Consider the following 15,032-nt stretch of genomic DNA (forward strand, 5'->3'; position numbering starts at 1 on the left):
GCCGCCATGACCAAACCCAATCCATCCAGCCCGAAAACCCCTTACCTTAGCCGCCAGACGCAGACGTTACGCCAGCACACCGGGCATTACCTTGACCGCCTGAACGCCGCAGGCTACAGCGCCCGCACGCAGGAGAGCTACCGGGAGCGGCTGCTGCCGTTCGTGGCGTGGTGTGAGGACAGAGGGTTGCAGTATGCGCCACAGGTGAGTCTTGCGGTGCTGGAAGGGTATCAGCGCTGGCTGCGGGGTTATCGCAAGGCAGACGGTCACCCGTTAACGGCAGGCAGTCAGTTAAACCGTCTGACGGGTATCCGTATGCTGTTCCGCTGGCTGCTGAAGCGGCACGTTATCCTGTATAACCCGGCAGAAATGTTGACGTTACCGAAGGAAGAGAAACGGCTTCCGGCGCAGGTGCTGAGCGTGGAGGAAACGGGAGGCGTGTTGCAGTCGGTGGAGAGCGGGACGGTTCTCGGGCTGCGTAACCGGGTGATACTGGAAGTGTTGTGGAGCAGCGGCGTTCGCCGGGCGGAAGCAGTGAGCCTGATGCTGAATGATATCGACCTGAGCCGGGGCGTGATGGTGGTGCGTCAGGGCAAGGGGAATAAAGACCGGGTGGTGCCGCTGGGAGAGCGGGCATGTAAGTGGCTGGTACGCTACCTGAATCATGCGCGGCCAGAACTGGCGAAACGCTATGACAGCGGGCACCTGTTTATCAGCCACCGGGGAAAAGGACTGGCGCGGGTGACACTGACGCAGATGGCAGGGAAAGCTATCCGTGAAACGGGACACCTGGATAAACCGGGGGCGTGCCATGTGTTCCGGCACTCGATGGCCACGCAGATGCTGGAGAACGGCGCAGACACGCGGCACATACAAGCCATCTTAGGCCATGAGAAGCTGGAGACGACGCAAATCTACACGCGGGTCGCCATCGGTCACTTGCAGAAGGTGCATGAACAGACGCACCCGACAGAGCGGAAACAGAAAGCCCGGCGTAAACCGGACAGCACCAAAAAGTAGCTCGTTCCCTTCAACATCGCGGTACGGTGCAGGGCAAACGCTGCGCCGTCCGTGGCGCACCGCTTGCCTTATGTGGCTAAGGCGCTCCGGCGGTAAATGTCGCCCGGCCAGCGCCAGCCAACGGCGTTCTCTGCACTCAACGTTGCTGGCCGAACGTCATTCAACATAATGTGGCATTACGCGAAAGCCGCTGAACGCGGCCAACGCGTAACACACATTATATCTGCGCCGGTCAGGGTAAGGGCGCACTGCGGTCTTCCTCGGCAAAGGCGTGCGGCTGACCGCCGGGGTTCGGCTCTCTGGCGCGGTGTGGCGCACAGCTCGCCAGCTCGCTCTGCTGCGAACATCAGCATCCTTCCCTGGCTCTGACGGTGTGGCCGCCTTCCCTGGCGGCGCTGGCATCGGTGCCAACCTTCAGCAAACATCAACGTCAACATCAACGCCAAAGCGGAAGCCGTTCCTTCGTCACGGCGCTTAACGGCTTAATGCCCGCCCGGCTGCGTCTGGCTACGCGGGGTCGCAGTCACAGGCTCCTTGCTCCTTCCCCGCTCGCCAGCTTCCGCATCCCGCCCCGGTGTGGCGTGGTCATGCAAACCCGCCGCTCTCTCCGGCACCGTGCAACAGAGCGTCGCAGGCCGACGCTTGCGGACTCTTTGCTGCCCGCACCCGCAGAACCCGCACGGCTTCCCCAACCGAGTTGCGGAAGCCGTGCGGGTTGAGGTGGTAAACCCCGAAAGACAAAACGACTAATGGCAGCGGCTGTCGCCGCTGCTATGATGTGGCTTAGGCAGACAGGGAAGTCACAGCATGGCGGTAGCGTGTCCGGGGGTAAAAGTGCGTGTCGGGGTGTTCGGGTTACGGGCGTGTTAATGTGGCCGAAAACGCTTCCTGAAAAGCCTGCCACTTCAACAGGTTAAGTGCGCTAAAAAGTACGACGAACCTCTGGTAATCCCTATGACCCGATAGGGCTACTTGGTGGGGAGAGTAACTACGGGTATGTTCAGAATCCGGTCTGTTGGATCGACCCATTCGGGTTGGCTGGGTGTTCCAAAGAGTTAGCACAAAGAAAAGCACAGGAACTTCGTGATAGTGCTACATCAAATACACAAAGAAGTAAGTTACCCAGAGCAACATCGGCGGTAGTCGATAAGGCTACAGGTAAAGTCTATTTTGGATTCAGTGGGCGACCTCTTCCTAATTCTATTCACCCCCATTTGGCAGAAAGAATGCCTAAATAGCTTTGCATATTACCGCTCCACTTTGGTCAGTCCGTGCTGATTACCCGGAAACGGTGAGGCGGCCTTCATAAACTGAGTAACACGGTTGAGTAATTGCCACATATACCGACATTGATGATTACGCGTTACCGTTTCATGTAACGACAACCATAGCCGCTCTATCGGGTTTAGCCACGGAGAATAGATTGGCAAAAACAGTATCCTGAACTTTTTATTACCTGCTAACCATCGTTCGACCTTGCGGCTTTTGTGAATGATATAATTGTCAACCACCAACGTTATCGTTCTGGCCCGCCGATATGTTCGTTTCAATATTACTAACAGATTGATAAATAAGTCAGAGTTCTTACTGCTGCCGCTGACATAATGGACTTGTCCTGTCCCTGCATGCAGCGCGCCCGCCAGGTAATGTTTTTGATTTATCCCCGGCGTGGCGATGCGTTTTTGCTGTCCTTTTAGACACCAGTCCGAGCCAATTTTCGGGTTTAAATCGATATCGACTTCATCTTGATAAAACACCGGATTATCAACCGAGTTTTGCACCAGAGCTTGCTCGATGGCTGTCCGTTTTTCCTCATATTGAGGGTCTTTTATCTTCAGTGTCGGCGCGGCTCTGCGCCAGACAAGGCCAGCCTGTCGCAGGTAGCGGTGCAATGTGACGGGATGAAGCGAGATATCAAAAAGCCGATTAACGACAAGCGCCAAAAGTTCGGTACTCCAGCGGGAGCGCAGCCAGCCGAAATCCTGTGGTGAACGCTGCACAAGAAGCGGCAGAATGCGCAAGATATCATCAACCGGCCACTGTGGCTCACGACCGGGCTTGAGACTTTTTAATCCATTAACACCATATAAAGTAAACAAATTAATCCACCGACCTACCGAGGAACGAGCCGCACACAATATTCTGGCGACCTCAGTAACGGTCATTCCTTGATGCAACATGAGCATCGCCATCAGTCGGCGAGCGTGGTTTTTATCATGAGTTTGTTGAGCTTCTCTTTTCATAAGACGTCGTTCTTCATCAGGGATAAATGCTATGATCGGCATAACTCAGTCCGGTTAGTGATGTGGGATATTTGGCGATTGATCAGATCGCTTAAATCGGACTGAGTTCCCTTCGAGTGATGTGATGGACGTCCCTCCTCAACATAATCCTGCCACACTTATGTTGAGCCGTCCCATTTATAGAGGAACAACATCATGAACACGATAAAAGTCGTCGGTATCGATCTGGCTAAATCCGTTTTTCAGCTTTGTGTCTGGATGAATGATGGGACCGTTGCCTGGAATCGAAAAGTTTCTCGCAGCAAGCTGTTAGATACTGTTCGTCAATTCCCGCCGGATACACTTATCGCAATGGAAGCTTGTGCAACCTCGCATTACTGGGGGCGGACTTTCCAATCCATGGGATACGCCATCCGGCTCATTCCAACCCAACATGTAAAGGCGTTAACTCGTCATCAGAAAAATGATGCCAATGATGCTCTAGCAATATGTGAGACGGCATTTCGTCCGGGGATTCACTTTGTTGCTGTAAAAACTCTTGAGCAGCAAGATATCAAAGCGCTGCGTTGTGCCCGTCAGTTGATGGTCGAACAGCGCACCGCCGCCGCCAATCAAATTCGTGCTCTGGCCGCTGAGCAGGGCTTCGAGTTCCCGGTTGGGATACACACTTTGCAACAGCGATTACCCGATTTGATTGAAGATGCGGAAAAGCCTGTGTCTCCGGTATTACGCCATTTGCTTTCCACTTTATTGGAAAACATCCACACACTGAATGAATATATTCGTTCAACAGAATATGAAATCGCAGCATTGTGTCAACAGCAACCCCGGTATCGAGCACTGATGACTATACCGGGTGTTGGCCCGCTCATCGCCGCCGCTTTTTTAAGTGAGGTTGATGCAGAACAATTTGCTAACGGAAGACAACTTTCCGCCTGGTGTGGTCTGGTTCCCCGGCAACATAGTTCCGGCGGGAAACACATCCTCACTTCGATGACTAAAAATGGTAACTGCGACCTTCGGACACTCATCATTCATGGAGCCAGAGCGGTCATGCGCTGTGCCCAAAAGCGGGATGACCGTCTTGGAAGATGGCTTAATCATGTCACTGAGCGACGGGGAAAAATGAAAGCCACCGTGGCGCTGGCAAATAAGTTAACACGTATTGTCTGGCGGTTGCTGTCTGAACCGGTTGATTTCAATATGGATAAGGCATTTGCGATGAAGTAATGATTTAGTTCGGCACAAAGTAAAAGATTTCCTGAGTTTGCAGGCACTGATGAGAAAACGGTAAACCAACCCTGTAATAACCTGAAGTAGATCCAGGTAGAAAATACCGGTCAAGTGATAAGGAAACAGGGTGCGGATGACATCATGGCGCGGGAAAATTTTCCCAAAAAGACGCCGGATATATGACAGCAAACCGTATCACGTCAGTACTTGTACGCCACGGGACGTCCATATATGATCTACTATTTTGCAAAGCTATTTAGTCCTAGCTTAGAAAGATGGCCTGTTCAAAATTGTGCAGAATTCAAAGGTGTGAATCAGGCTTTGCTGGATGGAGCGAGGTTAGAAAATTTGGAGGTTCATACAGTGAAAACTATATCAGGCGAAGCATTCCCAATGTGTTCTAATTGTCAAACTACCATATTTGGTACGATAGTTACGAGTGGGTAATTATATGAATAAATTAGTTGACCTAGCGGCAAAATATGGCGAAATAAAAAGACAGGATACTAACTTGGCTAAGTGCTTGGCAAGCATAGGAAATTTTGGCCATTCTGTTTCAGATGGATTGATTTCGTTTTTACAGGAATATAACGGTTTTCAAGGATATCACTCTGCTTACAAAGATAATAATAGGTCTAGTAAGTTTTTCTATATAGACCCCGAAAAAGCTATCTTGGAACTATACAAGGAACAAGTTGAAAATTATGAAAAAATAACAGAATGTCCTTTAGTTCCTATTGGTGAATGTGATAACGGATACATTATCCTCATGTATGGTGATGATGTTATATACGGTGTTTTTGATGAATACATATATAAATATGGGAAGGACATTGAATCTTGTTTTGATGTTCTAATTAATGGTAAGGAAGCTATCGAAATTAATTAAAAATAACGCCGGAAGCGGTCCCAACGATCCTTCCGGCTTTATTTTACCTGCTGTTTAGTACAACGATCAGACATTAATCTCCGTCTCGATCACTATCCTTCCCCGTTCCACCGTAACGGTAATCGGCATCCCCGTCATAAAACCCGACTCTTCCAGCCAGCGGCCTTTAAGGTTAGTCGCCGACGGCGGGTTGAGTGGTGGAATTTGCCTATCTGGACAACAGCGGACTGGTCAGTACCTTTACCGACGGCAGCGGCCACCAGTGGCACTACCAGTATGACGACCATGAGCGGCTTGTCGGGATTACCGACCCGCTCGCGCGCCACTGGGCGTGGCAGTACGACAGCACCGGTAATCCCCTGAGCCTGACCGGGCCGGACAACAGCGAAGTGCGTTTTGCCTGGAACCGTTACGGCCTGCTGACTGAAGTCAGCGACCAGAACGGTCAGGTACAGGCCAGCCTGTTTTATGACCACCGGCAGCGCCTGATGAGTGCCACGGATGCAGAATCCCGCACTCAGCAACTGCGCTACGACCCGCAGGACCGACTCACAAGCTGGACGCGCCCGGACGGTTCAACCTACCGCCTCGGTTATCGCCGTGCAAGCTGGAAGCTACCGGAGCAACTGCTGCGCCCGGATGACAAGCAAGAGCAGCGCCAGTACGACAAACATAACAACCTGCTGAACTACACCGACGGTAACGGCGCAGTATGGGCACAAACCTATGGCGCGTTCGACCTGCTGACCTCACGCACCGATGCGGCAGGCCGCAGCTGGCAGTATGAGTACGACAAAGAAAGCCAGCAGCTTGTCTGCGTTACGGCACCGGACGGCAACCGCTGGCAGTGGTGGCTGGATGCAGACGGACGTGTCATACGTGAACGTGACATGGCGGGGACGGAAACCCACTATGGTTACGATGAAGACGGTCACTGCATCAGCCTGCGCAACGGCGAAGGAGAAACCCGCCACTTTCTGTACGACGGGCGTGGACTGCTGATTAAGGAAACCGCGCCGGACGACACCCTGCACTACCGCTATGACGCGGCAGGTCGGCTGACTGAAGTCACGTCCGCCACCAGTCATATCCAGTTGGCGTATGACGAGCGCGACCGTGTGGTAGAGGAGTACAACAGCGGTTCGGTCATCCGACGCCACTATCAGGACGCATCGCACACCGTTACCCGCAGCCTGCACTGGGACGGTGAAGAGGACAGTGCGGCACTGACCAGCACCTTCCGCTATAGCGCGACGGGTGAACTGCGCCAGGTACAGTTGCCGGATGGCGCGGAGTTAACGCTGGCTCATGATGCCGCCGGACGTGAATCTACCCGCCACAGCAATGGCGGTTTTACACAGCAGCGTGAATACGACGCCATGGGCTGGCTGACGCGGGAAATGAGTGGCCAGTCGGTGGACGGTCGCCTGCACCCCACCCAGACGCGGGAATACCTCTACGACGGTGCAGGCAACCTGACCGGCACCCGACGCAACCGCGAGGCGGCAGGCTATCAGCTCGATGCCAGCGGACGGGTGCTGTCAGTACTGAGTGGCGGCGCAGGACGTGGCGTCAATACCGAAGAGCAGTATCGCTACACCCGTAACGGGCTGCCGCAGGACACGACAAGGCTGACCGACTGGCAGGCCGGACGCCTGACGCAGCAGGACAGCACCCACTACCAGTACGACAAGGCCGGGCGGCTGATACGCAAACAGGTGGTGCAGCCGGGCTATCGGCCACAGGTGTGGCACTACCGCTGGGACAGCCGTAACCAGCTTAGAGTCGTGGACACGCCGACCGGAGAGCGTTGGTTCTACCGCTATGACCCGTTCGGACGACGTATCGGCAAACGCTGTGAGCAGACCCATGAAGACATCCGCTACCTGTGGGACGGCGACCAGATAGCCGAAGTGCGGCACTACCGCGACAACCAGCTTATCAGCCGCCGTCACTGGGTACATAACGGCTGGGAGCTGCTGGTACAACAGCGGCAAAATACAGACGGCAGTTGGGAAACGGACTTTGTCACCAGCGGCCATAATGGTGAACCGCAGGCCATTTTTAATCCGCAAGGCGAACTGCGCTGGCAGGCTCCCCGCACCAACTTATGGGGGAAGCGTTATACCGATAATATTGAAAGTCTCGATCCGAGACTGGCCTTTGCCGGGCAATACCGTGACAGCGAAAGCGGGCTATGTTATAACCGTTTTCGCTATTATGATCCGAGTGGTGGATGCTATGTCTCGCCTGACCCGATAGGGATAGCGGGCGGGGATAATAATTATGCTTACGCGCCTAATCCTATTAGTTGGGTTGATCCATTGGGGTTGGCTGGGTGCTCTGTACTTGATGATATTATAAAAGACGCAAATAAAGTGGCTTCACCGGGTGGTGGAATTACATCAAAACAGGCTCAAATATTGCGGAATAATCTTCCAGTCATTCAGAGGCGTACTGTTTTCCAAAACCAAATGGCTAGAAAAGAGTTTGTAAAAAGCCAAGATTATTTAATGAGACAATGGGAAGCTAATATGGGAGTGTCGTGGCCGAAAGGAGCTACACCACATCATATAATTCCGTTGGAGAGTGGAGGGGCAAATAAATGGTGGAATTTAATGCCAACAAATGGAACATTGCCGAACCATTCACTTCCCGGAATACCCGGCCCTCATGCTGCTGGGGGAACGCTTCGCACAACGATTCAACAAGGGCGCAAAGCTTTACCCCCTGGAACGATAACCGATTTAAGGCTGCCATATGGTTGATATAACTGAAGAGATAAAAAAAATAGAAGCTGCTAGCTTTTTCTCTCTCATGGGAATTAACAACCTCCATGAAGGAGATGTGATATTCATTGAAAATGTAAGAAAAGTATTTATTGAGCCATCAGATGCTGATTTTAAAGGGTTCTATAAAAAAACCGAGTGGCTTCCTACTTCACCCACTCAAGATGATCCATTTTATAAGAAACAAGCTAATCCAAAAGATCTTATTGAATTACGTAAAGAGATAAATAAACGTATAATATCCGCAACAAGAGAGCTTAATAAAATTGATTTTATCTCCCCCCCTCATGATTTTAGTGTTGCAGCAAGAAATGCAATTTGTTTTGCTTTTAGGCAACTGATTACAGAGAGGTATTTTTCTCTTGGTAACAGGTGGGAAAGGATTACTGATATTTATTACTCAGGCCATTGGCCTGTAGGTTTTGCAAAAGAAAGATATATAGTTATTTAAACAATAAGCCGGAAGCGATCCCAACGATCCTTCCGGCTATTTTTTACCTGCTGTTTAGTTCAACGATCAGACATTAATCTCCGTCTCAATCACTATCCTTCCGCGCTCCACCGTCACGGTGATCGGCATCCCGGTCATAAACCCCGACTCCTCCAGCCAGCGGCCTTTAAGGTTAATCGCCGATGGCGGGTTGGGCTTGCCGTTTTGCGGGGCGTATCCCACAGTGTAGTAACGTGCTGTTTTTTCCACCGCACTCACCGGCACTTTCAGCTACAACGCGGCGGGTGAACTGCGTCAGATACTGTCACCAGACGGTGTGGAGCTGACGCTGACTCACGATGTCGCTCGTCACAGAAGCGCGAATACTGAAGAACAATACCGCTACACCCGCAGTGGCCTGCCGCAGGATGCCACCCGCCTGACCGACTGGCAGGCCGGACGCCTGACGCAGCAGGACAGCACCCACTACCAGTACGACAAGGCCGGGCGGCTGATACGTAAACAGGTAGTACAGCCGGGCTACCGGCCGCAGGTGTGGCATTACCGCTGGGATAGCCGTAACCAGCTAAGGGTTGTTGATACCCCAACGGGAGAGCGCTGGTACTACCGCTACGACCCGTTCGGACGGCGCATCGGCAAGCGCTGTGAGCAAACGCAGGACGAACTCCGCTACCTGTGGGACGGCGACCAGATTGCCGAAGTGCGGCACTACCGCGACAACCAGCTTATCAGCCGCCGCCACTGGGTGCATAACGGCTGGGAGCTGCTGGTACAACAACGCCAGAATACGGACGGTAGCTGGGAAACGGACTTTGTCACCAGCGGCCATAACGGCGAACCGCAGGCCATTTTTAATCCGGAAGGCGAACTTCGCTGGCAGGCTCCGCGTGCCAACTTATGGGGCCAGCGCTATACCGATAATATTGAAAGTCTTGATCCGGGACTGGCGTTTGCCGGGCAATACCGTGACGCTGAAAGCGGCTTGTGCTATAACAGATTTCGGTACTATGACCCGACGGGTGGATGCTACGTCTCGCCTGACCCGATTAGTGTTTTGGGTGGTGATAATAACTATGGATATGTATATAACCCGATGGGTTGGGTTGACCCATTTGGGTTGGCAGCATGCGGGGCTGGGTCTGGAGGAAAAGGTCTCGGTGGGCATCAGGCTGTCGATCGTGCTGCTGGTGAGTTGAATGCGGCAACGCAAAGAGCGGCTCGTCTTCTTGATCGTGGTGGGCATATGAATACTGCATGGGGAAAAATTCACCAGAAATGGGCTAATAATACCCATGTGCCTCAGTGGCTTAAGAACGTATCACGAGGAAATGCTATTCAGCAAATGACAGACAAGTTAACTGTGGATAATAGATATCTTAAAGATATTGTCCGAAATAGGACAGGGGAATGGTGGGGAAGTTTGCGGCCTGATTATCATTTAGAACTTCCGGGTGGAAAGGTTGCAGTGTTTGATATAACAACGCCAGGTCAGGCTCCTAAGATATCAAAATATAACGTTAAAGGCGTGACGGACTGGCTGATTAATATTTTATATTAAGTGAGGGTGTATGACAGGAAAGTTGAAAAAAGAGCTCATTAATCGATGGTCTAATGAGTTGAGTTTTGAAATAAATCGTAATCTAAAAAAAGAAGATTGGAGAGATAAGAATGTAGAAAATTCAAAATGGGGAACTCAACCCTTTGGGTTGACGGATGAGGGGAAAGTGGATTTTAGAGGGTTTTCTTTTAGGGAGCCTATTCGCTATCATTTAATAAAGGATGTTGATTTTTCATATTCAAAAAGCATAAGTGGAAATAAAGACGAGTATGGTCCATCGCGAGGAGTTACGGGATTTATTGATTCTATTTTTGATAGTTGTAAATTTGTTGGTTCGGTCTTGCCTGCAAATTTATCTGAGCGTTTTAGTTATTGTGACTTTAGTTGTGTGGTGTTTAATTCAACTAGAATGAATTCAGATTTTAATTTTTGTATTTTTGTTTCTTGTAAGATGAAGGATGTAGTGATTAGAGGGAAAAGATTTTTGGGTTGTGATTTTTCTAAGGCTGATTTGTCTAAATCTAATTTTTATTCTTGTTGTTTTGAAGATTGTGTTTTTGATGATGCAAAGCTAAATGGCTGTAATATATCGGGAAGTACGTTTGTCAGCACTAGACCATCTGATGCCCAAATAGCAAGCTGCTCCGTGGCAGATAAAATAAAGTTTCAGTAAATAATGATAACGTATTTTAGGGTTGGTTCTCTACTGCAAAAAATTAGCATAAAAAGCATATATATAAGGACAAGGTATGTCACTGTCTAACCCGGATGATTGGAAAACTGTCTTGTCTGTATTGGCGCTTGTGCTATCGATTGTGTCATTTATGTTCACACGAAGAAGCTGGCTTCAGTCAAATCGCCCGATAGTATCAGCATCAGTCGAAACCCATGCCGGTGGCAATGAATCAATTGCCTACAACTTAGTGCTAAGTAACACTGGAAATCGACCTGCTATAAATGTTCGCATTCGCGTTAAAGAAGTTGAGATTGACGCGTGTATATCCGAATAGGTTAAAAATCATAAAAATACGAATTCTATATATTCTGACGTGATGAGGTGTTTCTCGGATGACGGCGAGATTCCATTGCTGTTGAACGGAAAAAGTATGGTTAATTCGTTTGGTTATACCTGCGCTGATAAACAAAAATTTTGGCTCTATGGAGTCAGTCTGCCTGTAGAAATCAAATATTGTGATTTGGATGGACGAAAGTATAAGTCAAAACAAACAATTAGAATTAAAGACTCGGAAGGTTTTGCTGGCGGAATTTGGCAGTCATCAGCTAATTAATATTCAAAACTTGATCAAGCTCACTCCATGCTTGCTGCTTTCCGCAGTGAGAATTGTTTTTTGTGCCATCTGTAATCTGTCTGAAATACAGGTTATGCTATTTGCAATAAATTTACCCCACTATTCCAGTTTGTCTCTGAGGTATGGATTGTAGATGGCTTTTATGTTCGTAAGGCTGTTAATTATTAAGTGTCAAAATAATAATGACGATGTTGGTTGTTTTTCAATTTTTGGTGAGTGACTTTTATTGATGGAAAGTGTTCCTGTGTTTCATGGGCGGCGATGCTTAGAGGTTTGCAAGTAAAATACAATCAATTCGCTCGGGTGGATAAATTATTTTATAAACGTAAAGGAATAAAAAATACGGCAAGGAGGTGGTGATGTCTGACAGCAAAGGATTGCCGAAGGGGGAACAGCGGAGTAAAAGCGGTGAAAAGTCGGGGCAGATATCCCGGCTTGATCTGGCATTGACGCTGGCTGCCCAGAACTCTGAGGCTGATTTATGTGACTGGCTTGTGTCCATGGTGGAGTCTTACTTGCAGCCCCAGGGAGCGATACTGGGGTTAGCTGATAACAGCGGCAGGCAACTCTTGTGCCAAGGCTCGGTGGCAGATGAACCCATTGTGATGGCACTTGATGTGGATGATTTCAGCCACCCATTGGCCTATGCCCTGCATGAGAACAAGGCACATGTCTGGCCATCGTTGAATGGTGGTGCGGGTATTGAGCATCTGGCCTTTCAGCAGATGCTGTCGGAGCTGGGATCAGCGTGTGGGCTGTATGCCATACCGGTGTTATCGGATAGCGGCACTGTGCTGGGAACACTGGCGCTGCTGGATACACCAGAACGGTTACAGCAATGGCACGATGGTGGGGAATGCAAAAAGCTGGTTCAGATATTCTGCAACCAGATGGTACTTTTGCGCCAGCGCTCGGGAGGGCAGCATGAGCAGTCAATGCTCAGTGCGTCTATCAAACGCGCTCGGGATGAGGCGTGTCAGCAGGCTCTGATAAAACGCATACAGGATGTGTTGATCGGTCAGTCGTCATATATGAGGGCGCTGCAACAGAAGATCGGGCAAGCGGCTGGGCATTCTTTGTCAGTATTGATTCTGGGTGAAACGGGTACAGGCAAGGATGTGGTAGCCCGCCTGCTGCACCAATGCTCCGTCAGGGGCGATAGGCCTTTTGTGGCGATTAACTGTGCCGCGATCCCCGATAATCTGATCGAAAGCGAGTTGTTCGGCTACCAGAAAGGGGCGTTTTCTGATGCCCTGAGCGACAAGGTTGGCTTGGTGGCGCAGGCTCATGGCGGCACGCTGTTTCTGGATGAGGTCGGGGATATGCCGCTTGCCATGCAGGCCAAGTTACTGAGGGTGTTGGAGACCCGGTGTTTTCGTCCTCTTGGCGCAGCGCAGGAAGTGCATTCGGATTTCCGGCTGATTGCCGCCACACATCATTCGTTGAAAAAGCGCATAGCAGATGGTGCATTCCGCCAGGATCTCTACCACCGGTTGTGCCAGTGCGCATTGGATGTAGCGCCGCTGCGCGAACGTACAGAGGATATCCCGCTGTTGTGCCGCTACTTTATCGCGCAGTGCTGTGAACGGGAGCAGAAAGCAGCGGTGACGCCGGAGCCGTCATTTCTGCGTCAGTTAATGCAGTACGCCTTTCCTGGCAACGTGCGGGAACTGCGCAACCTGCTGGAGGTTGCTTGCGCTCACACCTTATCCGGTCAGCAGGTCACCATGCAGGCACTGCCACCCGAGGCGCAGAAACGACTGGCAAGTGAACGGATGCAGGGAGAGGATTTTCAGCACATAGCGGATTTGCGTCTCGCAGTGCGTGTACAGGAGGCCGCTATCTTGCAAGCGAGGCTACGGCAGTTCGGTGGCGACCGTCAGGCGGCCGCAGACAGTCTGAATATACCCAAGCGTACGTTTAATCGTAAATGTCTCAGGTAGGGGATCAGGTATTGACGGTATTGTGCCAATGCGTTTTGAGAACGGGGAACATGTGTAGCGTGGTGCCGGATTGCATAATTAAGCTGGCTTGTTCTCCAGAAGCGTTAAGTATGGATTATTGGGTGGTTGCTCCGCGAAGACGCTTGACGGCTCTGTGAGTAGGTAACCGTGCAACCGCCGGGTCTTTCTTGGCCCTGTCACCTGACATGTCCAGATGTTCAATCCGCTGGGCTGTTTGCGATGCACCTGGTGCTTTTCGAAGCGCTTTTGAATCCATTGCCAGTCCTGTAAACCCTCTTGTTTTGCCATGGTGGCAATTGTTGGGTGCTCCTGCGCATAGCGTTGAAAAATCCCTGGACTGACAAGATAGACCGTGTCGTCCACGGTATGCACCATTGCTTTGGCGTCGTTGATGATGAGCTTGCGTGATTGAACACCTTCCCTCAGCCAGACCATGAAGTGTTCGCTCGAAAGCGGTTTGACAGGCACTGGCTGTGATGATGTATCCGAGGCCTGTGGCGACATGGACTCATCCGTGTCACCAGGTGGCGAGGATGCGGGTTGTGCAGGGCTTGACGCACTGGAAGACGGTGCAGTGTTGGGCGCTTCGGCTGGCATCAGCATTGCGAGCATGTCTTCCATGACATCGTGTGGCGTTGCGGGTGACGGTGCTGTTGCAAGAACGGGTATGGGGTGAGTGGGAGAGGTCGATACGGCTGGTTCAGGTGCGGGAGGCATCGCGTCGCTGCTATCGGGAGAACTGGTGTCGATCATTACCGTTCCTGTGAAGGGGTCTGGTCGCTCGGATGCTTCCCAAATCAGCGCCGGAGAGAGCTTCAACAGCGTGAAGCTGTGTGACCAGCCGGATGCACTGCTGATGGTGGCTTTCCAGATGGCCTTGCCGTCCGGAGTTGGCTGCAGCACGCCATGCTCCTGCAACACGTTGAACACAGCCGTGTTATTGGATGGAATGCCTTCGATTCCCTGTGACAGCAGATGGGCACGCAGTTTGTCAGAGACGGTCTTGCTGACCAGCCAAAGCGTATCCTCGGTCAGCCAGCCATCCGAAGCCTGGGGTTGGTTGATTTTCAGTTCCTCCTTGAGCAGGTAACGCAACCCGTCGAGTAGCTTGCGCTGTAGCGCCTGCTTGGGGGCCGTCAGGACTACGCGGTTGGGATTTCCGCCCAGCTCCTGAGCCACCGAAGCGCGATCGGCCTGGATGACGAGCTCTCCCAGCATGCCGGCGTGTTCGTATTGACCTGCAAGCACATACAGCAGCGAAGTCCAGAGGGCAGGGTAGCTGCTGAGCCAGTCGAGGATGTTGTTATCGAGTATTTGCCGGTAGAGCAAGCCTGTGGCAGCGCCGTGCAGGCGGTATTCACGGTCATCTCGGTAGCGAAAGTGGTAGGGGTGTTTCAGCGGCCCATGCCAGGGGTGCCAGAGGCTGCCATCCTCGTGCTCGATGTGCAAATCAACGGCAACCTTGCCGATGTCGTGGAGCAGGGCAGCATAAGCGATGGCCGCAGTCCAGGCTTCTGATTGAGCGGCTTGATCTTCCGGAGGTGCGCCTGCTGGTAATCCTCCCATTTTTAACGG

At 51.3% G+C, this 15,032-nt stretch carries 12 protein-coding genes and 2 pseudogenes; 10 read left to right on the top strand and 4 right to left on the bottom strand.

The features are described from left to right. Nucleotides 1-6 precede the first annotated feature (6 nt). Together xerC and AACH44_RS02390 are read left to right on the top strand one after the other, a co-directional pair. A complete protein-coding gene (xerC, locus tag AACH44_RS02385) occupies nt 7-1,020 on the top strand; it encodes a site-specific tyrosine recombinase XerC (protein WP_261850201.1) in 1,014 nt (337 codons plus the stop codon). A gap of 371 nt (nt 1,021-1,391) precedes the next feature. Then, nucleotides 1,392-1,739, top strand: a complete 348-nt coding sequence (locus AACH44_RS02390) for a hypothetical protein (RefSeq protein ID WP_338659488.1) — start codon at nt 1,392-1,394, stop codon at nt 1,737-1,739. Between the two features lie 528 nt (nt 1,740-2,267). Here the strand turns inward: AACH44_RS02390 and AACH44_RS02395 are convergent. Next, complete coding sequence (locus AACH44_RS02395; protein WP_338659257.1) at nt 2,268-3,305, bottom strand: IS630 family transposase; 1,038 nt, start codon at nt 3,303-3,305, stop codon at nt 2,268-2,270. A 153-nt stretch (nt 3,306-3,458) separates the two neighbouring features. Between AACH44_RS02395 and AACH44_RS02400 the strand changes: the two genes are divergently transcribed. Together AACH44_RS02400 and AACH44_RS02405 are read left to right on the top strand one after the other, a co-directional pair. Further along, a complete protein-coding gene (locus AACH44_RS02400; RefSeq protein WP_261850241.1) occupies nt 3,459-4,493 on the top strand; it encodes an IS110 family transposase in 1,035 nt (344 codons plus the stop codon). 454 nt (nt 4,494-4,947) lie between these two features. Continuing rightward, complete coding sequence (locus tag AACH44_RS02405; protein WP_261850250.1) at nt 4,948-5,385, top strand: SUKH-3 domain-containing protein; 438 nt, start codon at nt 4,948-4,950, stop codon at nt 5,383-5,385. 66 nt (nt 5,386-5,451) lie between these two features. Here AACH44_RS02405 and AACH44_RS02410 read toward each other — a convergent pair whose 3' ends face one another. Further along, a complete protein-coding gene (locus AACH44_RS02410) occupies nt 5,452-5,589 on the bottom strand; it encodes a SymE family type I addiction module toxin (protein ID WP_425606643.1) in 138 nt (45 codons plus the stop codon). Between AACH44_RS02410 and AACH44_RS02415 the strand changes: the two are divergent. Then, nucleotides 5,580-8,153, top strand: a pseudogene (locus AACH44_RS02415) (RHS repeat-associated core domain-containing protein); the annotation flags it as partial. The gene AACH44_RS02410 and the pseudogene AACH44_RS02415 overlap by 10 nt on opposite strands. Continuing rightward, entirely contained in the window at nt 8,146-8,625 is a 480-nt protein-coding gene (locus AACH44_RS02420) for a hypothetical protein (RefSeq protein WP_261848936.1), read from the top strand. The pseudogene AACH44_RS02415 and the gene AACH44_RS02420, both read left to right, overlap by 8 nt. Before the next feature lie 66 nt (nt 8,626-8,691). Here the strand turns inward: AACH44_RS02420 and AACH44_RS02425 are convergent, their stop codons facing one another. Then, nucleotides 8,692-8,883 (bottom strand): type I toxin-antitoxin system SymE family toxin, encoded by a 192-nt coding sequence (locus AACH44_RS02425; RefSeq protein ID WP_261848937.1) that lies wholly within the window; start codon nt 8,881-8,883, stop codon nt 8,692-8,694. Between AACH44_RS02425 and AACH44_RS02430 the strand changes: the two are divergent. The 4 genes and pseudogenes from AACH44_RS02430 to AACH44_RS02445 form a co-directional block, all read left to right on the top strand. After that, a pseudogene (locus AACH44_RS02430) lies at nt 8,870-9,754 on the top strand (RHS repeat-associated core domain-containing protein); the annotation flags it as partial. The gene AACH44_RS02425 and the pseudogene AACH44_RS02430 overlap by 14 nt on opposite strands. Before the next feature lie 439 nt (nt 9,755-10,193). Then, nucleotides 10,194-10,856 (top strand): pentapeptide repeat-containing protein, encoded by a 663-nt coding sequence (locus AACH44_RS02435; RefSeq protein WP_261848938.1) that lies wholly within the window; start codon nt 10,194-10,196, stop codon nt 10,854-10,856. Between the two features lie 433 nt (nt 10,857-11,289). Continuing rightward, nucleotides 11,290-11,472, top strand: a complete 183-nt coding sequence (locus tag AACH44_RS02440; RefSeq protein ID WP_338659490.1) for a hypothetical protein — start codon at nt 11,290-11,292, stop codon at nt 11,470-11,472. Nucleotides 11,473-11,852: 380 nt separating this feature from the next. Continuing rightward, nucleotides 11,853-13,436, top strand: coding sequence for a sigma-54 interaction domain-containing protein (locus AACH44_RS02445; protein WP_261848940.1), 1,584 nt, complete (start codon nt 11,853-11,855; stop codon nt 13,434-13,436). Nucleotides 13,437-13,514: 78 nt separating this feature from the next. Here AACH44_RS02445 and mobH read toward each other — a convergent pair whose 3' ends face one another. Beyond that, nucleotides 13,515-15,023: a MobH family relaxase gene (mobH, locus tag AACH44_RS02450; RefSeq protein ID WP_261848941.1), complete on the bottom strand. Its 1,509-nt coding sequence runs from the start codon at nt 15,021-15,023 to the stop codon at nt 13,515-13,517. Nucleotides 15,024-15,032: the final 9 nt, after the last annotated feature.

Origin of the sequence: Pectobacterium araliae (assembly GCF_037076465.1) — a bacterium.
In the GTDB taxonomy this organism is placed as follows: Bacteria; Pseudomonadota; Gammaproteobacteria; order Enterobacterales; family Enterobacteriaceae; genus Pectobacterium; species Pectobacterium araliae.